17 protein-coding genes and 1 pseudogene are annotated in these 20,054 nt (G+C 60.6%); 12 read left to right on the forward strand and 6 right to left on the reverse strand.

Translation table 11 applies throughout. From position 1 onward, the window contains the following. Nucleotides 1-152 precede the first annotated feature (152 nt). Together leuD and leuC are read right to left on the reverse strand one after the other, a co-directional pair. Nucleotides 153-761: a 3-isopropylmalate dehydratase small subunit gene (gene leuD / locus OOZ51_RS21255; RefSeq protein ID WP_265981912.1), complete on the reverse strand. Its 609-nt coding sequence runs from the start codon at nt 759-761 to the stop codon at nt 153-155. Continuing rightward, on the reverse strand, nt 758-2,152 hold the full coding sequence (gene leuC, locus OOZ51_RS21260) for a 3-isopropylmalate dehydratase large subunit (protein WP_265981913.1): 1,395 nt from the start codon (nt 2,150-2,152) through the stop codon (nt 758-760). Before leuC ends, leuD begins: the two co-directional genes overlap by 4 nt. 797 nt (nt 2,153-2,949) lie before the next feature. Here leuC and hxlB point away from each other — a divergent pair. The 6 genes from hxlB (at nt 2,950) to OOZ51_RS21290 (ending at nt 7,569) form a co-directional block, all read left to right on the forward strand. After that, the gene (hxlB, locus tag OOZ51_RS21265; protein ID WP_265981914.1) at nt 2,950-3,546 is read left to right on the forward strand and encodes a 6-phospho-3-hexuloisomerase; all 597 of its coding nucleotides are present in this window, start codon (nt 2,950-2,952) and stop codon (nt 3,544-3,546) included. Nucleotides 3,547-3,605: 59 nt separating this feature from the next. Beyond that, nucleotides 3,606-4,229: a 3-hexulose-6-phosphate synthase gene (gene hxlA / locus OOZ51_RS21270; protein WP_265981915.1), complete on the forward strand. Its 624-nt coding sequence runs from the start codon at nt 3,606-3,608 to the stop codon at nt 4,227-4,229. A 253-nt stretch (nt 4,230-4,482) separates the two neighbouring features. Then, nucleotides 4,483-4,641, forward strand: coding sequence for a hypothetical protein (locus OOZ51_RS21275; RefSeq protein ID WP_265981916.1), 159 nt, complete (start codon nt 4,483-4,485; stop codon nt 4,639-4,641). A gap of 69 nt (nt 4,642-4,710) precedes the next feature. Next, the gene (locus OOZ51_RS21280) at nt 4,711-4,926 is read left to right on the forward strand and encodes a hypothetical protein (RefSeq protein ID WP_265981917.1); all 216 of its coding nucleotides are present in this window, start codon (nt 4,711-4,713) and stop codon (nt 4,924-4,926) included. 127 nt (nt 4,927-5,053) lie between these two features. Next, complete coding sequence (zwf, locus tag OOZ51_RS21285) at nt 5,054-6,583, forward strand: glucose-6-phosphate dehydrogenase (protein ID WP_265981928.1); 1,530 nt, start codon at nt 5,054-5,056, stop codon at nt 6,581-6,583. After that, the gene (locus tag OOZ51_RS21290; RefSeq protein ID WP_265981918.1) at nt 6,580-7,569 is read left to right on the forward strand and encodes a glucose-6-phosphate dehydrogenase assembly protein OpcA; all 990 of its coding nucleotides are present in this window, start codon (nt 6,580-6,582) and stop codon (nt 7,567-7,569) included. The genes zwf and OOZ51_RS21290 overlap by 4 nt, the downstream gene beginning before the upstream one ends. A gap of 160 nt (nt 7,570-7,729) precedes the next feature. Here OOZ51_RS21290 and OOZ51_RS21295 read toward each other — a convergent pair whose 3' ends face one another. The 4 genes from OOZ51_RS21295 to OOZ51_RS21310 all read right to left on the reverse strand — a co-directional run bounded on the left by OOZ51_RS21295 (nt 7,730) and on the right by OOZ51_RS21310 (nt 11,036). Further along, complete coding sequence (locus OOZ51_RS21295; protein WP_265981919.1) at nt 7,730-7,870, reverse strand: hypothetical protein; 141 nt, start codon at nt 7,868-7,870, stop codon at nt 7,730-7,732. Nucleotides 7,871-8,134: 264 nt separating this feature from the next. Continuing rightward, the gene (locus tag OOZ51_RS21300) at nt 8,135-9,373 is read right to left on the reverse strand and encodes an NAD(P)/FAD-dependent oxidoreductase (RefSeq protein WP_265981920.1); all 1,239 of its coding nucleotides are present in this window, start codon (nt 9,371-9,373) and stop codon (nt 8,135-8,137) included. Between the two features lie 16 nt (nt 9,374-9,389). Further along, nucleotides 9,390-9,713: a 2Fe-2S iron-sulfur cluster-binding protein gene (locus OOZ51_RS21305; RefSeq protein ID WP_265981921.1), complete on the reverse strand. Its 324-nt coding sequence runs from the start codon at nt 9,711-9,713 to the stop codon at nt 9,390-9,392. A 27-nt stretch (nt 9,714-9,740) separates the two neighbouring features. Next, nucleotides 9,741-11,036, reverse strand: coding sequence for a cytochrome P450 (locus OOZ51_RS21310; protein WP_265981922.1), 1,296 nt, complete (start codon nt 11,034-11,036; stop codon nt 9,741-9,743). 115 nt (nt 11,037-11,151) lie between these two features. On the opposite strand from OOZ51_RS21310, the gene OOZ51_RS21315 reads away from it, so the two are divergent. From OOZ51_RS21315 to OOZ51_RS21340, 6 genes and pseudogenes are all read left to right on the forward strand, one after another. Continuing rightward, nucleotides 11,152-12,066, forward strand: a complete 915-nt coding sequence (locus OOZ51_RS21315) for a LysR substrate-binding domain-containing protein (protein WP_265981923.1) — start codon at nt 11,152-11,154, stop codon at nt 12,064-12,066. Between the two features lie 811 nt (nt 12,067-12,877). Beyond that, nucleotides 12,878-13,693 carry an SDR family NAD(P)-dependent oxidoreductase gene (locus tag OOZ51_RS21320; RefSeq protein ID WP_265981924.1) on the forward strand — a complete coding sequence of 272 codons (816 nt, stop codon included), beginning with the start codon at nt 12,878-12,880 and terminating at the stop codon, nt 13,691-13,693. Between the two features lie 147 nt (nt 13,694-13,840). Next, nucleotides 13,841-14,599: a glucose 1-dehydrogenase gene (locus OOZ51_RS21325; RefSeq protein WP_265981925.1), complete on the forward strand. Its 759-nt coding sequence runs from the start codon at nt 13,841-13,843 to the stop codon at nt 14,597-14,599. Between the two features lie 109 nt (nt 14,600-14,708). Next, nucleotides 14,709-15,179: pseudogene (locus OOZ51_RS21330) on the forward strand (transposase); the annotation flags it as partial. 858 nt (nt 15,180-16,037) lie between these two features. Then, nucleotides 16,038-18,101: a hydantoinase/oxoprolinase family protein gene (locus OOZ51_RS21335; RefSeq protein ID WP_265981926.1), complete on the forward strand. Its 2,064-nt coding sequence runs from the start codon at nt 16,038-16,040 to the stop codon at nt 18,099-18,101. Between the two features lie 8 nt (nt 18,102-18,109). Beyond that, entirely contained in the window at nt 18,110-19,981 is a 1,872-nt protein-coding gene (locus tag OOZ51_RS21340) for a hydantoinase B/oxoprolinase family protein (protein ID WP_265981927.1), read from the forward strand. Nucleotides 19,982-20,054: the final 73 nt, after the last annotated feature.

Below are 20,054 nucleotides of genomic sequence, written 5' to 3' on the forward strand. Positions count from 1 at the left end.
CAAGATGAGCGGCCCCGGAACCACAACCCAGGAGCCGCTCACCTATGGCTATTGACAACCAGACCTACATATCAGAGAGGTTCGTGCCTATCAAACTAGCTCCGCTCTGGCGGCAAGCGTGTGGCGCGTCCTGCAGGGGACGGACGTCAGCGCTACACGCTCTCCCGCGATTGTGGACTTAGCATTCTTGGCATCCAGTCCGGTCGGTCGGCTTCGTGCCTGAGGATCGCGGACTCCAATCCTTCGGTGAGGCCAATTTCGTCTAAGCCGTTGATGAGCATTAGGCGAGCTATCGGAGGCAAAGAGAATTCGATGGTCCGCGCGCCGGCGGCTATTCGTTGAGCCTCCAGGTCGATGATCATGGTGGCTCCCGGGTCCGATTCGGTGAGGTAACGCAGCCAGCGACATTCTTCCTCACTGATTGTCACCGCAGCAATTCCGTTTAGTAGGCAGTTTCGGGCAAAAATGTCGCCGAACTCCACGGCTATCACTGCTTCGAACCCCCACTGTTTGAGCCCCCAGACAGCATGCTCGCGCGAGGATCCAGTTCCAAAGTTTCGGCTGGCGACCAGGATCCGCGCACCCAATCGAACGGGGTCATCGAGATCTATTTGTCCGCTGGTTCGCCAATGGTGGAAAACCGCCTCCCCGAAACCTTCGCGCTCAGTTCTCGTCAAGAATTCTTGAGGCATGATCGTGTCGGTGTCGACGGCATCCCGGTCGAGTGGAACCATCCGGCCTTCGATCTGGGGGCGCTTCATGGCAGCATCTTAGGGTCAGTAAAATGGCCGACAATTGCCGTCGCCGCAGCTACTGCCGGAGACACCAGATGAGTACGTCCGCCAGGACCTTGTCGACCCTCGAAGTTCCGATTGCTCGTGGCCGCGCATCGCTCCCCAGAGTTCAATACATCATCGTTCATCCCCAAACACATCGAACATCCAGGCTCGCGCCATTCGAACCCCGACTCGATAAAGATCTCGTCAAGTCCCTCCTGCTCGGCGGCCAGCTTGACCAATTGGGAACCCGGGACTACCAAGCCCCGAACCCTGGATGCGATCCTGCGTCCCTTCAACACTGCCGCGGCTGCGCGAAGGTCCTCAAGCCGACCGTTCGCGCATGAGCCGATGAACACAACGTCCACCTCAAGATCGGACATCGCTTCACCACCCTCAAGACCCATGTACTTCAACGCCCTAATCGTGTCCGCAGGCGCGGTTGTCTCATCTGGGCGAGGGACGACACCGTTCACTGAAACGCTCATGGCAGGCGTAGTACCCCAGGTGACAGTGGGCGACAGGGAGCTTACGTCGAACTCAACTTCCGTATCAAAGGAGGCGTCCGTGTCACTGGCAAGGGTTAGCCAGTAATCGAGCGCCTGCTCGAGCGCTAGCCCTTTCGGCGCGAAGCGGCGCCCGACCACGTAGTCGATTGTCACATCGTCTGGAGCAATGAGTGCGGCCCTGGCTCCCATCTCGGCTGACAAATTGCACAACGTCAACCGACCCTCAACCGATAGTTGCTTGAGAGCTTCCCCTTGAAACTCAATGACGTGGCCTCGGGCGTCGGATGCGCGGAAGTAGGCGACCAGCCCGAGCGCAAGATCTTTAGCTGAAATGCCTTCCGCCAAACGTCCGATCAATCTCACACGCATCGTCTTAAGGTTCGGAAGAACGACACACTGAGTAGCTAGGACATGTTCGATGTCGCTGGTCCCAATACCGAGACCCAAAGCGCCAAGGGCACCGTGCGAGGGGGTATGGCTGTCGCCACAGGCCACCACCATACCTGGCAACGTCAAACCAAGCTCGGGCGAAATGACATGGACAATACCCTGACTTTTCGAGCCCAGCCCGAATAGAGGCACACCGAACTCTTCGCAATTCTCACGTAGCGCCCGGATTTGGGGTTGCTCCTCGGTCGATACCGTCGGCCCGAGAAGCCCGCGACGCTGCGTGCTGACTCCATGGTCAGCCGTAGCGAGAGTAAGGTCTGGCCGGCGTACGGTCCGCCCCTTCGACCTGAGGGCACTAAAAGCCTGTGGGCTCAAATCGTGCACGAGATGAAGGTCGACATACAAACGATCTGGGGTCTCGTCGGTACCCACAATAAGGTTGCGCGAGATTATTTTTTCGTACATTGTTCGTGTCATGTCTCCACCGTCCATCGGCCCCTACGCTACTTTCGGCCACACGTGTGGCGGTTCGTGTACCTGAACTTGAACGTTAGGCCGATGCAATAGCTCGAGAGAAACAACGAACTGCGGACGACCAACAATTCAAAGACGTAGAACGCTCCTCTCCGAGGTTTACGGCGACAACGAGGTCGGCTCGGAGTGAAATTTCCGCGGGCCCTCGCTTGCTCGGCCATCCCGTCAGGCAGCCGTCAACCGAGGCCCCGGCTGAGCCGGAACATGCTGCTGTGAACCCTCCAGAAATCCGGGTGCCGCTCCCTATTGACCGTCAGCGGGGACTGGATCCCCCACCACGGACACAGACTGGCCGTGCGATCGATCCGCGGCACGTGCGGTGGAGTGCAGCAATCAGAACTGGCCGAATATCAAGAGCAATCAGGACAAAATGCATCGAATTCCTGCAGCACGTAGTTTTGCATGTCTCTCAAAACCGCCGCAGGGATTGTGGAGACAAACAGCGGTTCGGCCACGGATGTTGCGGCGGAACCACGGTCGGAACTCCGCGACAAAGCAGCGCCAATAGGAGCTCCGAGGAAGGATCTAGCGCAGCCCTGACAATGTGCGGAACTGAAGATCAATGGTTCAGTCGGCGCACTTCGCCTTTTGCGTTCTACCTCGTTCAGTTGTTGGTCTCTCTCAGTTCGTTGTTTCTCTCGAGCTATTGCATCCGCCTAACGTTCAAGGTCAGGTACACAAGCCGCCGTGCGGCGTGTCTGCGACCATCCATCGGAAAACTAGAACTGAACGAGTCATCTGTGAACACAACTTCAGAAGCTGCGTCTCTCGCCATGGACGACACGGCGGTGTCGCTGAATCTGTCCCTAGTCCAGAACGAGATATTTGAAACGACTGCCAAGATTGACGGAGAGCAGTTAGCGGTCCTGGCCGATCACCTTCGCGTCGCCAACAGGGTGTTTGTCGCTGGTGCCGGCCGCAGTGGTCTGGTTCTGCGCATGACAGCCATGCGACTGATGCATCTTGGCCTGACAGTTCACATCGCCGGCGACACAACAACGCCTGCCATCCGTTCCGGGGACCTTCTTCTGGTGGCGTCGGGATCGGGAACAACCTCAGGAGTGGTTAAAGCTGCAGAAACGGCGGCAAACGCCGGCGCACGGATCGCGACCGTCACCACCAATTCCCAGTCCCGGTTGGCCACACTTGCCGACGCCCTCGTCATTATTCCCGCCAGGCAAAAGACCGACCATGCATCCAGCCTTTCGCGCCAGTACTCGGGGAGCCTCTTTGAACAGGTCCTCTTCCTCGCTACGGAAGCTGTCTTCCAGAGCCTGTGGGACACCACAAACGAGCCGGCCGAACAACTGTGGCTACGGCACGCAAACCTCGAATAGCCGAAGCCCTTCCCTACCTACTCAACCAACCACCTCAATTCACTACAGAAAGAAGCACCATGAAACTTCAGGTTGCAATGGACCTCCTCACGGTCGAAGAGGCCCTCGAATTGGCGGGCAAAGTCGCCGAATACGTGGACATCATCGAACTAGGCACACCCCTGATTAAGTCCGCCGGCCTCGCCGCCGTTACGGCCGTCAAGGCAGCCCACCCGGACAAGATCATCTTCGCGGACATGAAGACTATGGACGCCGGATTGCTCGAGGCTGAAATCGCCTTCTCAGCTGGCGCCGACTTGGTCTCTGTCCTCGGCAGCGCAGACGACTCCACGATCGCCGGCGCGGTTAAGGCAGCACAGGCCCACAACAAGGGCATCGTGGTGGACCTCATTGGCGTCCCGGATAAGGTCACCCGCGCCAAAGAAGTACACGCCCTCGGGGCCAAGTTTGTCGAGTTCCACGCGGGCCTGGACGAGCAGGCCCAACCCGGTTACGACCTAAACGGTCTGCTCAACGCCGGCGAAGAAGCTCGCGTTCCATTCTCCGTAGCCGGCGGAGTCAACATCAGCACAATCGGCGCCGTCCAGCACGCCGGCGCAGACGTGGCCGTCGCCGGTGGCGCCATCTACGGCGCACCGGATCCCGCTCTTGCCGCCAAGGAACTCAGGGCCGCAATCATCTAACCTGCCCGTTCCCAGAGACTGCGGCGGCCTGCACCGGAAAGGTGCAGGCCGCCGCATGCACGTTCACTCCCCTGCTTCCTCTTTTGAGTTCAGAGACCCTGGTCTCTGAACTCAAGGAAGCCAGGGTCTGGGATGGGGCGCAGGAAGTCACCCGAAGGAGTTAGAAATGGGCCAGCGAGCCTTGAGTTCGTTCAGGCGAAGAGCCGAACCACCCGCTGGGCAGGCCGTTCAACAATGGGAATCGCTTCGGCACGTGGACTGGGTTGAAGTCTGGTCCGCCGGCTGCTTCCGATACGCCGCATTCGTCGACGAGGCCGGTGGCTGCGGCCGCCTGCTATGGGTGATTGAAGACGGCACAGCCTGCCGTCGGCTCTTTCTACGCGGAGATACCGTCACGTTCTACCTGATCTGAGAATCAAATTCTTCGAACTCAGGATGTGGCCGGTTAGCAAATCAAATCACAAGCAGAAAGGTGTCCGGCATGTCTGGACAACAAGTTGAGCAGGTGGAAGTCCTCATTTCTGAGCCTGCCCTTCTCCATGAGTGGCTCGACGACGCAGAGGCTTTGCTTCGGCAGGTGGCCACGGTCAAAGGCCTTTTCGGGATTCTGGTCACTCGCCATCATCCTGGCCGATACACCCTCGAGCTCAGTGAATCTGTCCCGTTTGGGGAATCACGTGAGCAGTCGCTCGCGTGACCTTAGTGGGCTCGTCCCCACTCGTCCGCGTGGTCGATCGCGCAGAGGCACCTCGATAGACAGAAACCCTTGCCGCCTCAACAAATGAACAGGAACTGTCGTGTTGGAAAGGAATTTCGTGTCCCACATGGGCCGGAGACGTAATCCCCTTCGGGATCCGCGGGACCGGCGCCTGAACCGCATCGCAGGGCCATCGTCACTGGTGTTCTTCGGAGTCACCGGTGACCTTGCCCGCAAGAAACTCATGCCGGCGGTCTATGACCTCGCCAACCGCGGGCTGTTGCCGCCGAGCTTCGCGCTCGTCGGCTTCGGCCGGCGGGACTGGAGCAACGAGGACTTCGCGGACGAGGTCAAGGAGAACGTCAAGGCGCACTCCCGCACCCCGTTCGACGACGCCGTCTGGAACCAGCTCTCCGAGGGCATCCGCTTCGTCCAGGGAGAGTTCGACGACGACCAGGCATTCAAGCGCCTCAGCGCCACGCTCGATGAACTGGACGAGACCCGCGGCACCCGCGGCAATCACGGCTTCTACCTGTCCATTCCGCCCAAGGCCTTCGAACAGGTCTGCCAACAGCTCTCCAAACACGGACTGGCGCAGGCCGGCGACGGCCAGTGGCGCCGTGTGGTCATCGAGAAGCCCTTCGGCCACGACCTGGAGTCAGCGCGCAAGCTCAACGACATCGTGGAGTCCGTCTTCCCGCCGGACGCCGTCTTCCGGATCGACCACTACCTCGGCAAGGAAACGGTCCAGAACATCCTGGCCCTGCGTTTCGCCAACCAGTTGTTCGAGCCTTTGTGGAACGCCAACTACGTCGACCACGTCCAGATCACCATGGCCGAGGACATCGGCACCGGCGGCCGGGCAGGATATTACGACGGCGTCGGCGCGGCCCGCGACGTCATCCAGAACCACCTCCTGCAGCTCCTGGCCCTGACGGCCATGGAGGAGCCCATCTCCTTCAACGCCGATGACCTGCGTGCCGAGAAGGAAAAGGTCCTGGCCGCGGTCAGGCTGCCCGATGACCTGTCCACCCACTCGGCCCGCGGCCAGTTTGCCGGCGGGTGGCAGGGCGGGGAGCTGGTGCAGGGCTACCTGGAGGAAGAAGGCATCCCGGCCGATTCCAAGACGGAGACCTATGCGGCCATCCGCCTGGACATCCACACCCGGCGCTGGGCCGGGGCGCCGTTCTACCTGAGGGCAGGCAAACGGCTAGGCCGGCGCGTCACGGAAATCGCGGTGGTGTTCAAGCGGGCGCCGAACCTGCTCTTCCGCGGCCACGGCGAGGACGACTTCGGCCAGAACGCGGTGGTCATCCGCGTGCAGCCCGACGAGGGCGCCACCATCCGCTTCGGCTCCAAGGTTCCCGGCACGCAGATGGAAGTCCGCGACGTCACCATGGACTTCGGCTACGGACACTCGTTCACCGAGTCCAGCCCCGAGGCCTACGAACGCCTCATCCTGGACGTGCTGCTGGGCGAGCCACCGCTCTTCCCCCGCCACCAGGAAGTCGAGGAATCCTGGAAGATCCTGGACCCCTTCGAGGAATACTGGGCCGGACTCGACGAACAACCCGAACCTTATGCTCCCGGCAGCTGGGGGCCGGCCTCGGCCGACGAGCTGCTTGCCCGTGACGGACGAACCTGGAGAAGGCCATGATCGTAGATCTTCCCGACACCACCACCTCCAAGATCTCCAAGAAGATCACCTCCCTGCGCGAGCAGGGAGGGGTGATCGCCCTTGGACGTGTCCTGACCCTCGTGGTGGTCACCAAGTCCGGTCTCGAGGAAGAAGCCATCGAGGCAGCCAACGAGGCCAGCCGCGAACACCCCTGCCGGATCATCGTCCTCGCCGACGCCGGCAGTGAAGCGCCCAACCGCCTCGACGCCCAGATCCGGGTGGGCGGGGACGCCGGAGCATCCGAGGTCATTGTGCTGCGCGGCTTCGGCGAGCTCGCCAAGGAAAGCGAGTCCCTGGTCGCGGCACTGCTCCTGCCCGACGCGCCGATCGTGGCCTGGTGGCCGCACGGCGCCCCCGAGAACGCCTGCGAGACCTCCATCGGGCGCATCGCGCACCGCCGCATCACGGACTCCGCCAACGAGGCGGACCCCTCGGCAGCGCTGGCCCGGATCCGGAAAACGTACCGGGCAGGCGACACCGACCTCGCCTGGACACGCCTGACCAACTGGCGCCTCCAGCTCGCCGCAGCCCTGGACCAGGTGGACGAATCACCCGTCACGGCCATCGCCGTCGAAGGCGCTTCGGACTCACCCAGCACCCTGCTGCTGGCCGCCTGGCTCACCCTGTTCCTCGACGCCCCCGTCCAGATCGTCGCCGACCCGGCCGGAACCGGCATCCGCCGGGTACGGCTGAGCCGCGCCACCGGCGACGTCCAACTGGTCCGTCCCGGCCTCACCATCGCGGAACTGACCCAGCCCGGCCAACCCTCCCAGCGGATTTCACTGCCGCGCCGCAGCCTGCGGGACTGCCTCGCCGAAGAACTGCGCCGCCTCGATCCGGACGATGTCTTCGGAGACAGCGTCCGGTCCATCGTTACGCCGACAAGAGAACCATGCCTTGAAAATCCGCCGACCAAACGCAACTCAAGCGCATCAATCCCGGAAATCGAGGATCGCGATGCTTGAGCCTCAGCTGCCGATGGAAGGGAATTTCGTGAAGCCACTATGCATCACCCAGATCAAAACTGACCTGAAGGCGAACCTCTAGGCTCATGTCCCATCCTGGACTGGTCCGACGTCTCTCTGGCTGACTCAGTGGATTCACAAGAACGGAGCGCCTCTCGCCTCAGGGCGCATCGACATGCCCGCTTCCGACGGATGCATACTCTGGCTTCAACCAAGCGCCAGTAACCGTTGCCGTTTCTTCTTCCGCGGCGACGTCACAGTGCATGAACACCCGGTTCGCGTGCGGGGATTCGATGCTCACGCATTCCTCGTCGTCGCCCGCGATCCATAGGTTGTTGTTCACGTCCCGGGTGAGGCCGTCGACCGAAGACGCATAGGCAGCCTGCCGCCCATTCAACGGTGGTCCCGATGACGGCGGGGAAGGCGACGCGACGTTCGTTCGCCTTCGAACGGTGGGGAGACAGACTCATGGCTCCCCACCTGGTGTGGAAGGTGAACCCCGGGGGGGGGAGCCCTGGTGTATCGAACTATGGTGCGGATCGTTGAGCGGAGACGAAAGACCTTGTCATGCGGAGACCGGAGTGGCCGGGGTGTTGACGGCAGCCTTCAGGGTGAACCCCTCGGTTTCTGCCTGAACGCGGGTGATGGCCGTGCCGGCGGCGAGCAGTTTGCGGGCGGCCATATGATCCGCCGCCATGTTGACCGATTCCACCGCCGCGAGTACGCCTTCCCTGAAGCAGAGAACGGAGAATTTTGCTCCTGCCCGATCACCAAGGACCAGCGTGTCGTCATCCGGTCGCGCGAGACCTGCCATCTGCAGGCGATAAGGTCCTTGAGTGGACCAGAACCACGGGAGCTCAGTGTAGGGGCTTTCAGCCCCGAGGATGGTGCGGGCTGCATGGCGCGCCTGATCGGTGGCGTTCTGGACCGACTCCAGGCGCAGACGAGCATGGGCGTGTGCGCTGGGGAAACTGGCGCAGTCGCCGATCGCCAGAACAGCGGGGTCCGCTGTACGCAGAGTTTCATCGACAACAATGCCGTTGCTGATTTCGAGGCCGGCTTCCGAGGCCAAGGTGTCGTTGGACTGCACACCGATGCCGACGAGGACCAGATCAGCCGGATACGAAGCCCCCGTGGTTGACACCGCGGCCCCGACCCGGCCGTCGGCACCGGGTTCGAAGCGGCCTATGCCTTCGCCAAGGCGCAGATCGACACCTTGTGAGCGGTGGGCGGCTGCGAACCACTCGCCCATGACCGAGGTAAGTGCACGTCCCATCGGAAGCGGGGCGAATTCCAGCACGGTCACGTTGCATCCGTGTGCGCGGGCGGCAGCGGCGAATTCCAGTCCGATGAATCCCGCGCCGACTATGACGATGTTGCGGGCCGTGGGCAATGCCGCGTGCAGCGCTTCTGCGTCTGCCAGGGTCTTTAGTCCGTGGATCCCGGGCAGGGAGGCGCCTGTGCAGGTCAGCGTCCGGTTTCGGGCGCCGGTCGCGAAGACAAGGTGGTCGTATTCGAGTGAACCTTCGGTGAGCTTCACCTTTCGTTGTGCCCTGTCGATGGCGAGTGCCTGGACGCCTTCGTGGAGTGTGATGTTCTTGTCCACGAAAAAGGATGCGCCGCGGAGGGGCAAGGGAGCCGGCTCTTTGCCCGGGGCAAGGTAGTCCTTTGACAGCGGTGGACGCTGGTAGGGCAGTCCGGATTCCTCTGCGATGACCTCGATTTTGCCCTCGAACCCCTCGGTCCGCAGCGAATCGGCGATCTGCAGGCCGGCCTGTCCTCCTCCAATGATGACAACGTTCATGTCCTTGTCCTCGCTTCTAGAGTTGGCCGGCCGGGATATCGACGACAATCTCTGTCAGTTCTGCGTCGATCTTGATCTGGCACGCAAGGCGTGAGCGGTCCGTTCGCTCGGCGGCTGCGCAGTCGAGCATCTCGTCTTCGTCGTCGCTGATCTCGGGCAGCGCCTGCGCATATTCGGGCCTGACGTAGACATGGCATGTGGCGCACATGGCCTGTCCGCCGCATTCGCCGACAATACCGTCGACGCCGTTGCTCACGGCGGCGCGCATCAGTGTGGTCCCCTCTGCTACCTCGAGGGTCTGTTGAGTACCGTTCGGCTGGGTATAGGTGATGGTGGGCATCATTGCTCCTTGGTATTCGGTAGTGCTTCAGTTCCAGGTGACGGGCAGGCTGGTCAGGCCGCGGAAGACCCAGCCGTCCCAGCTTTCATTTCGTTGCTTGTCGACGCGCAGCCCCGGAAAGCGCTTATAGGCCATGGGCACGGCGATCTGGCCGATTGAGGTCTTTGCGGCCCAGTGCCCGGCGCAGAGGTGGACGCCGCTGCCGAACGCGAGGTGAGGCCGCTTCGGCCGGTTGATGTCGAAGTCCGCTGCACTATCTCCGAAGTGGGCTTCGTCGTGGTTGGCGGATGCGACGACGACGCCTATCCCGGCGCCGGCGGGGATACGGACCCCTTCGAGTATGGTTTCCCGGGTTGTTTCGCGCGGGTACATGCCGATGGGTGACTGCCACCTCACGGCTTCGTCGAAAGCTGCAGCCCACAGCAAAGGGTCGGTGAAGACCAACGCGCTCTGTTCGGGGTGGTTGCTGAGGGCCCAGACCATGTTCGTGACCATGTGCTGCGGCTCGTTCATGCCGCCAGAGATGGTCAGTTTAACGTTGGCTGCGACATTGGAGGCCGGCAGCCCGCTGTTTGCCCATGCGGACACCATCGAGGCATCAGGGTTCTGTCGGTAGTAGGGGATCAGCTCCTCGAGCAAGCGGTCGGCTTCTTCGGTCGAGGCGTCGCACCGTTCCCAGATCGCCGGATCGTCCAGGACGTTTCCCATGCCGGCGATGAAGGCGTGTGACCAACGGCGTACCTGCTCCACTGAAACGTCCTTCAGCCCCAGCAGGTCAATAAGATTCTGTGAGGCCACGGGCGCGGCGTAATCCCGGTTCAGGTCGGCTTCGTGGGGTCCGATCTCGGCGACTTTCTCAAGGTAAGTCTCGGCGTTGCCTTCAAAAACCGGTCCCCAGACTTCCTTGATGGACTTCGGCCGAAGAACAGGATTCACAGGTGCCCGGTCAGCTGAATGCTCCGGGTCGTCCTTGCGCAGCATCGGTTGGGCGCCAATGGCCCGGGTCATGGTTGCCCCGGACACGTTGGCACTGAAGATTTCCTGATCCTGTTCCACGGCGTGGCAGCCGGCGTAGTTCGTCACAAGGAACTTGTTTAGCTGAGGAACCCAGGCGACCGGAGACTCTGCCCGAAGTCTGGCATAGATCGGGTAAGGATCCGATGCAAGTGCAGCCACGTCAACCCAGTCAGCCACGGGGTAGTCGGCAGCCTCTTGTGAAGGGATGGTGTGAACCTGGTGCTGGCTGGCGCGCGCCGAGTCCGCGTCATCGCCTCGAGTCTCAGAGTTCCCGTGAAAAGGGCACTGGGCGTCTTGTGTCGTCATTGTTGTCTTGCTCCTACTGGCACGTCGTTGTGCAATCAGTGTCACAGGCAATATTCCTCTAGTAAACTGTGGATAATAGCGGAAGTATTTCGATTTTCTAGGAGAAGCGATTACAATGCCTAAATTCACCTTCCGCCAGCTAGAGCTCTTCGCCGCGCTGCCGGAGCACTCCACCCTGGGATCTGCCGCACAACAGCTCCACATCTCCGAATCCGCGCTGTCCCACGCCATCAGCGAACTTGAGGCGGCGTTGGGTGAACAACTGTGCATTCGCAGGAAGGCCCGGGGCATGCATCTGACGCCGACTGGGCGCCACTTCGCAAAGCGGGCCGGGGAACTGCTCAAAGAGGCCAGTGCACTGGCCGACGGATTGGGTGAGCTGCGTGGTGAGCTGAAGGGGCCGGTGTCATTGGGCTGCTACACCGGCTTGGCAAGCAACGTCCTCCCTGCCGTGCTCGAAGGCATGGCAAGTCTGCACCCCGAAGTCGAAATCAGCATCACCGTAGGGGACCACTCTGATCTGCTGCCGGCACTTGAACATGGAACCCTGGACACAGCCATCGTCTATGACATTGGCTTGCCAACGGACGTCGAGCACAGGGTCATCTACAAAACTGAAGTCATGGCCGTTCTGGGCGCGAACGATTCACTTGGTGAGGGCGACGACGTGGATCTCGCGGATCTGGCGATCAAGCCACTCATTATGCTCAACACGGCCCCAAGCACGGAATATACACAGTTGATGTTCGCTCAGCGCGGGCTCAAGCCAAACATGGGTGCAGTGGTCCCGCAGATCGATCTTGTCCGGGCGATGGTCGGTCGGGGGCTCGGCTACAGCCTTCTGATGTCCCGACCCAACCAGATCCCCGTTTCAAGCGAGGGTAAGGGGCTGGTGACCAGGCACCTTCGTCCGCGAGCCGGCCAGACCTCTGTCGTTGCGGTATGGCCAAAGGAAACGGTGCTAACTGCCCGTGCCCTGGCTGTAGTCCAATATGCAGTCGAGGTCCTTGACCCACTTGAACCCAACTAACTGCCAACAAGTCCAGGAAATGCAAGGACGAGGTCAGTTCTCAAGGTTGAGGTCACCTCAGGTAGTGGTAGCCGCTGATGATAGGGAGACCTAGCCCAATCCATCTTGATCAGGATCTTCAAGGAACGAAAATGGCAAGCTCGCGCCCTTGAAGGGGCTGTATCACTGGGTTTCGAACTGCCCAGTGGTACCTAGATGCCGCCTCCAAGGACGCCGATGGAGTCAACCCTTGTAAGTCGCCGGGGTCACATCTTGGGGTTCCATGCATCAACTGAATGATGAGATGCTCGTGGCAGGTCGAACCCGTCCGCTCCGCGCCTCGGACTGCCGACTGGTCCCAAGTCAACGAAGCTGCCGGACGCTAGGATCTCGGGCACCACGCTTGTCGGGGCGGCTGAAGTCGCCTCGTGGCGGTCTGGTTGAAGACGCCGTCAGAACGGGCCGCCGTGTGATGGGCTGAACCAACTAGCATTGCCCGGCGCATACAAAGTAGGGGTCTCGACGAGATTAGCCGCGATGAACCGTTGGAGCTTGCCAAAGTCGGGCGTGGGTCAACCGCCCGCCAGAACTTCCGTGCACGTGCCAGGCGACAATCAGCCCTTAGGTCGCCACCACAGACGCCGGCGTCGCAGTGACATCTGAGTGTTGTAGATCATGACGTTTTGATGTTTCCGCCGGAGAAGGCTCCGTCCATAAAGTTTGCGTCAGGAGCCGATCCTGCTCTGAACATAACCGGAGCTTGCGAGTCGCTTTACCTTGCGAAATTGAAGCTGCCAAATGGGGCCTCTTTAGGACGAATGGGTTACTGCACATGACATACAGCCTTGGCATCGACACCGAAGAAACCTCTAAAGACGCCCCTGAGCTTCCTGTTTTCCCGATGAGTGGAATCCAGGGACGGCGAACCTTGGTCGTTGGCGGGGGAAGCGGCATTGGCCGGGGCATCGCCCTGGCCTTTGGCCGCCTCGGCGCGAAAGTAATCGTCAGCGATCGGGAGCTGACGCAAGCAGAGGCTGTCGCACAGGAAATCACTGACGAGGGCGGGTGCGCTGCCTCGTTTTTCGTGGATGTCGCCGACCCGAGCAGCGTGACAAAACTCAGAGACGACGTCTTTGCCGCGTTGACGAGCGTAGACGTCGTTGTGCATGCGGCCGGGATTGGTAGCGCATCATTGACGGTGGACCTCACTGACGAGGAATGGTCCCAAATGATAGCCGTCAATCTGACCGGGCCATTCCTCATCACGAGGGCATTCCTCCCGCATATGATGGAACGCCGCGATGGGCGTGTAATTATCGTCAGCTCTCAGCTGGGTCTGATCGGCGCGTCGGGGCTTTCGCACTATTGCGCTGCAAAATCGGGCGTTCACGGGTTTGTTAAATCGGTCGCCCGTGAAGTCGCCGAATACAACGTTCTCGTGAATGCCATTGCGCCCGGACCGACCGACACACCGCTGCTCCGTCTTCTTCCCGCTGACGTACGCAACGGTATCCGCCAGGACATCCCATTGAAGCGAATCGGAACAATCGACGAGATAGTACCTACTGCCGTACTCCTCGCTTCAGAGGGCGGCTCCTACTACACGGGAGCCGTTCTCAGCCCGTGCGGAGGACACGCCATGCCTTAGCAGAGCTATTTGGTTACCAAGAGTTGCAGACGACAGACAGTGGTTGGCACTGACTGAAAGGTGCCCTCCAGCTTGAAGGGGCGTCCGTGTGAAGCCAGTTCCTCTCAGGGACCGCCAAGAATTCAAGGCAGGAAAAAGGAGTTTGATATGGGTATGATGAGCGGTCGTGTTGCAATGATTACCGGTGCCGGTGGCGGCATCGGTCGGGCAGCTGCGATGGTCTTTGCCCGAGAAGGTGCCCGGTTGTTGCTCTGCGATATTGCTGACGATGCTGTGGGGCGGACGGTAGCCAACGTACGGGAACTCGGTGGCGACGCGGTGGCCATGGTTGGTGACATCAGTCTCAAAACTGACGTGCAGGGTTTCGTCGACCGGGCAATCACCGAATGGGGCACGTTGGATGCGGCCTTCAACAACGCTGGAATCACGGGTCCACTGCACCCCATTGTCGACTATCCCGACGAGTGGTTCGAGCGGACCGTCGCGGTAAACCTGCGCGGCACTTGGAACTGTATCCAAGCACAGGTCCCGGCGATGCTGCGAACAGGCGGCGGGGCGATCGTAAACGCCTCTTCATGTGCGGGAGCAGTTGGGTCGCCCGGGATGGCAGTCTACGCTGCCACCAAGCACGCAATTCTTGGCCTCACCAAAGCGGTGGCGCTTGAGAACGCCGCCGCAGGAGTTCGAGTGAATGCCCTGCTGCCAGGAGTGATCGACACGCAGCAGCCACGCGCTTTCATGGCTAACGCTCCGGAACTGCTGGAATCCTTGATCGCCGCGATGCCCATCGGACGGCTGGGTCAGGCTGAGGAGGTGGCCGAGGCTGCCCTCTGGCTGTGTTCTGATCGAGCGTCGCTCGTGACCGGCCACGGGCTAGCGGTAGACGGCGGATATCTCGCACAATGAGCCCGGGCTATGGGTTTGAGCGCTGGTTGGACGCCTAGCTCCAGCTCCCGGGCTACTCACCGGCCAGAGACTAGCGTCAAGGCCTATCTCGGCGCGGTCCCACGGGGGCCACCAAGCCTTCATGGCCGCACTGTTGTTGAGCCGGATCGATGCCCACAGCAAGGCCATCGGAACCCTCGACGGGCGCATCGATCAACTCATGCAGCCTTTTAAGGCCACCCGGGAACCGCGGGCGAGAATCCCGGGCATCAGCCGCAGATCTGCCGAGCTGCCGAACTCGTCATCGCCGAAACCGGGGCGGATCTGTCCGGTTTCCCCACCACCGAACATCTAGCGTCTTGGCCGGCACCGCACCGCAAGCCAACGAACCCGCCGGACGGGTCAAGTCGGCGCAACACTGGGCCCGGGAACCGGTACCTGAAACGGGCTCTGGGCACCGCCGCCCCTGACGGCGGACCTATCTCAAGCACCATATCTCGGAGCGAAATACAGGCGGATCAAGTCTCGGCGAGGCCCAATGAAAGCATTCGTCGCAGTGGAGCACTCCATACTCATTGCCATCTGGCACATGTTCAACACCTGTTGTGGTCTAGTCAGGGATGTTCGGGTCTTCCTAAAACTGGGTGGTGAGCCCAACCGCCCACGGATACATTGGTTCCAATAATGGACCGACGCACAGGATGGCTCCGCGCACAGCGTCGGGTCCGCGACGGTCAGCTCTGAAGGACGAGGCCGTCGAGGGAGGCAAAGACGGCTTGCGCCAGCGTCCGGTAGCTAGGGTCGCTTGACGAAAACCCAGAGAAGCGCCCCCGCCCGAGGCTGCTCAGCCACGAGGAAATCAACTATCCCAAGAAACAAGCTTGACAACGACGGACCGACGCGAGCGGTTTTCAGTCGGGTCCTTACCATGCATACCTGCTCCGAAGTGCTCATCGGGCGGCCAGCGGGATCCGTCTGCTTGAAATTCAATTCAGCGCAACTGAGACGGACGCCCGTTCGATACTTGAGTTCTATTCTGAGGCGCCAGAGTCCTCGACAAAGCTGCCCCCTCGATGCAGCGTTAACAGTGACGGAGTGACACGCCCGCTTGGCCCCGATCCCCGACTTTCAGAACGGGGCAGTCCGCACGCCATGAAGTTTCATGCCAGCTGCAGGTCGAAATCAGGAACAAATCAGTGATGAATCAAGGCTTGTGGAGTCCGCGTGGATCGGGGGGCACTCAACTGTGAGCCGCTCGGCTTGGATTCACCGCCTGTCGTTGTGGAAGGCGAAATCCTCGTGTTTCCTCCAAGAGGGTGTCCGGATCTAACGTGATTTTGGCTCGAACGATTTCGATTGCCAGGAAATGTTCCTGCTTTCGAATGCTAGGAATGCAGAGCCTCAGTTGATGGCAGCAGCGTCTCGTGGCAGCACGAGTCCAAGAGGATGGATACGAAAGATGGCTTATAGGCTCGGTGTCGATGTTGGAGGCACCTTCACAGATGTATTGCTGGTTCATGATGAGTCAGGCGAATCGCATCGCGCGAAAACACCTTCAACGCCGAAGGATCAGTCAATTGGTGTGCTCAACGGAATTGAGCAAGTGTGTGCGAAGGCGGGTATCGCTCCCGATGAAGTCGAGCGGATTATGCACGGCACGACGGTCGCGACGAATGCGATTCTCGAGGGACGCGGGGCACGAGTTGGTCTGGTGACCACCGAGGGCTTCCGGCAAATCCTTCAGGTGGGGCGTTCACACATTCCTGGCGGACTGGGAAGCTGGATCATGTGGCCGAAGCCCCTTCCCCTGGCTTTGCTTGAAGACACGGTCGAGGCCCTCGAGCGCATTGATACTCACGGCTCGGTTGAGCGAGAGCTGGACGAATCAGATATCCGGGTCAAGCTGGAACGCTTGCGCGACAGCGGCATTGAAGCCCTGACTATCGCCCTCATCAATTCGTTCGCGAACGACGAGCACGAGAAGAGAATTCTTCGGATCGCCGAAGAGCTTATGCCCAATGTTCCGATCTCGTTGTCCTCGCAGATCCTGCCTGAAATTCGCGAATACGAGCGGACCAATACAACGGTTGCGAACAGTTACGTACGTCCTGAAGTCGGACGCTACCTCTACAACCTGGAGCGGAGCCTCTCGGACAAAGGTATCGATGCGAACCTTCATATCGTTCGTTCCGATGGAGGGCTTGAATCGGTGACTCAAGCAGAGGAGGCGCCTGTGACCCTTTTGATGTCGGGACCGGCAGGTGGAGTGGCCGGGGCCGTGGCCATGGCCAAACAGTCTGGCTTTGAAAATCTTCTGACGTTCGATATGGGCGGCACATCCACTGACGTAGCCCTCGTCGAGAATGGTGTACCGCGCATCGGCCGGGACACATTGGTAGGTGACTTGACCGTGCGCGCGTCCTCGGTCGATATTCGGACCGTCGGGGCAGGTGGCGGATCCATTGCTCACGTACCGCAACTTACCGGCGCCCTTCGCGTGGGTCCACACTCGGCTGGAGCCGAGCCAGGTCCCGCCTGCTATGGCAAGGGCGGCGAACTCCCCACTGTGACGGATGCGAACGTCGTCCTTGGGTACCTTCCGCCGTCGTTGCTTGGCGGCCAGATGTCGTTGGACGTGGAAGCCGCCCGGCGGTCGGTGAAACAAATCGCCGCCGCCATTGGTCTCCCGGACGAGGAAACTGCAGCGGCCGGCATCATCGACATCGTCAACGAGGCCATGTTCGGAGCGTTGCGCCTCGTATCAGTCCAGCAGGGCTATGACCCACGCGACTTTGCACTCGTCGCTTTTGGCGGCGCAGGGCCCCTCCATGGCAACGCTCTCGCCCGTCTCATGGGCTCCTGGCCACTCATTGTTCCGCCTTCGCCGGGCGTGCTGTGCGCATACGGAGATGTCGCGACCGATCTAAGGAGCGAGTCCGCTCGCACCTTCATGCGTCGTTTTGCCCACACGAGCGATTCAGAAGTTCAGGTCCTACTCGACGAACTAGCCAGTGAAGCACAGGCCAGTTTGGACGCCGAGGAAATTCCGCGGGATCAACAACAGGTGACCTTCGAAATCGATGTGCGATACAGCGGCCAGGGATTCGAAGTTCCCATTGAATTCGGTTCCTCACGGCTAGAGGATATCGGCGGACTTCCAGAGCTCGGCCGACGCTTCAATGAAGAGCACCAGCGCCTTTTCCTGTTCGCAACCGACGCGGAGCACGAGATCGTCAACATCCGGGCCGTGGCGTCGGCCAACCCGACGCACCTTGCCGTAGCCAAAATTCCTTATGGCGGCTCGGAATCACTGCATGCGCTCGTCGATACGGTCAAGATCTGGGTCGACGGCGCCTTCGTTGAAGCAGGACACTACGACCGCACGGCCCTACTCGCCGGCAACGTAGTAAACGGACCTGCTGTGATCACCGAAATGGACTCCACCACTTTGGTTCTGCCTGGTCATTCTGCAACAACTGACCCGAGTGGCAACCTCCTCATCCGCCCCACGAGCGAGAGCTGAAAAAAGACATGGCAACGATAATTGCACCAAACAATGCACCCCTCGACAAGATCGCCGTCGATCCCGTGACGCTGGACGTCATTGAGAATGCGCTAAGAAATGCCCGCGAAGAGATGGACGCCGTGGTGTTTCGCAGCGCCATGTCCCCCGGCATCCGCGAGCAGCACGACGAGTATCCGATGATCGCTGACCCTGCAGGCCTCATGGTTGTCGGTCAGTTCGGCCTCTCCATACCGAACCTCCTCGCGGGATACGACGGCACCGTCGAAGAAGGAGACGTGCTGATCACTTCCGATCCCTACGCCTGTGACGGAGCGATCAGCCACGCGAACGACTGGCTTGTAGTCCATCCGATCTTTGTCGAAGGAAGGCTCGTGGGGTGGGCGGCCCAACTAGGTCACATGACCGACGTGGGAGGCAAAGTTCCGGGCTCCTTGCCGACGGACGCCACAACAATCTTCGAAGAGGGCGTCCTTATACCGCCGGTCAAGCTGTACAGCCAAGGGCTCCTGAACAAAGATGTACTCGCCATGATGCTCAGCGGTGTCAGGATGAAGCAGTGGAATCAGACTGACCTTGATGCGCTCATTGCGGCATGCCGCAATGCGGGTCGGCGTGTTCAGGAACTGTGTGCCCGCTTCGGCACCCAGACGTACCTTTCGACTCTTGATGCGTTGTTGGATCGAAACTATCGCGCCATCAAACAGCTGATCGAGACTACCATCCCGGCGGATGAACGGCTGACTTTCACCGACTACATCTGCGACGACGGAGTCGGGTTCGGCCCTTACAAGATCGAGTGCGCACTTTGGCGGCAGGACGGAAAGCTTATCGCTGACTTCACCGGCACGGATCCACAATCCGCCGGCTCGATCAACTTCTATCTCAACGAGAACTTCTTCAAGATGCTTCTTGGCACTTACATGATCGCGGTGTTTGATCCACAAATCCTTTGGAATGACGGATTCTATCCCCTTATTGAGGTGAGGATTCCGGACAAATCGTTGCTGAAACCGGAATATCCGGCTGCGCTGTCATGCCGGACGCACGCGATGGGTCGAACGTTGGATGTTTTGTCTGCTCTCCTCGGTCAGCGACAGCCGGAATTCCTTTGCGCGGCCGGTTTTTCTTCCTCGCCGCACCTCATGTATTCCGGCCGATATTCAGGTGGAGATCGCAAAGGCGAGTGGTTCCAGCTCTACCAGATCGGTTTTGGCGGCATCCCTGGACGACCGGCAGGAGACGGGCCGGACGGCCACTCGATGTGGCCCAGCTTCAGCAATGTTCCAAATGAGTATCTCGAATCCCACTTCCCTTTGTCAGTTCAGAAGTTCGAGAGTGTCGTTGACTCCGGCGGTGCAGGTTTTCACCGAGGCGGCAACGGGATTGAGATTGTCTATCGGTTCGACGAGCCGGGCGAAGTCTCGATTCACGACGACCGATGGTTCACTTCGCCATGGGGCGTCAATGGCGGCAAGCCGGGCGCTCGAAGCCGCAAATGGATCAACAGGGCCGACGGGTCGACGGAGGTGCTCCCCAGCAAGTGCGACCATGTCGCGATCGTGCCAGGAGACCAGTTGCACTTCGTCACTTGGGGCGGAGCAGGATGGGGCGATCCCTTCGACCGCGACCCTGAACTGGTCGCCATCGAGGTTGTGCGGGGACTTGTAAGCGTGGACGGAGCTCGCCTCTATGGAGTCGTCCTCTCTGACGACGGCACCGTCAACACAATCGAGACCGAGAAACTCCGAACAACCATGAGGGAAGAACGCGGCGAGCCGCAGTTGTTCGACATGGGTGACTCCATCGAAGTGCTGCGCGAGCGTTGCCTCGAAGAGACCGGTCTACCGGCGCCCAAACCGCCAGTTTTCGCGTCCTAAGCGAGTCGTGGGGGGGGGCGGCGGGGGGGGGGCGGGGGCGGGGAGTTGGGGGGGAGGAACACCAGGGGCGGGG

Source organism: Arthrobacter rhizophilus (genome assembly GCF_026241105.1).
In the GTDB taxonomy this organism is placed as follows: Bacteria; Actinomycetota; Actinomycetes; order Actinomycetales; family Micrococcaceae; genus Arthrobacter.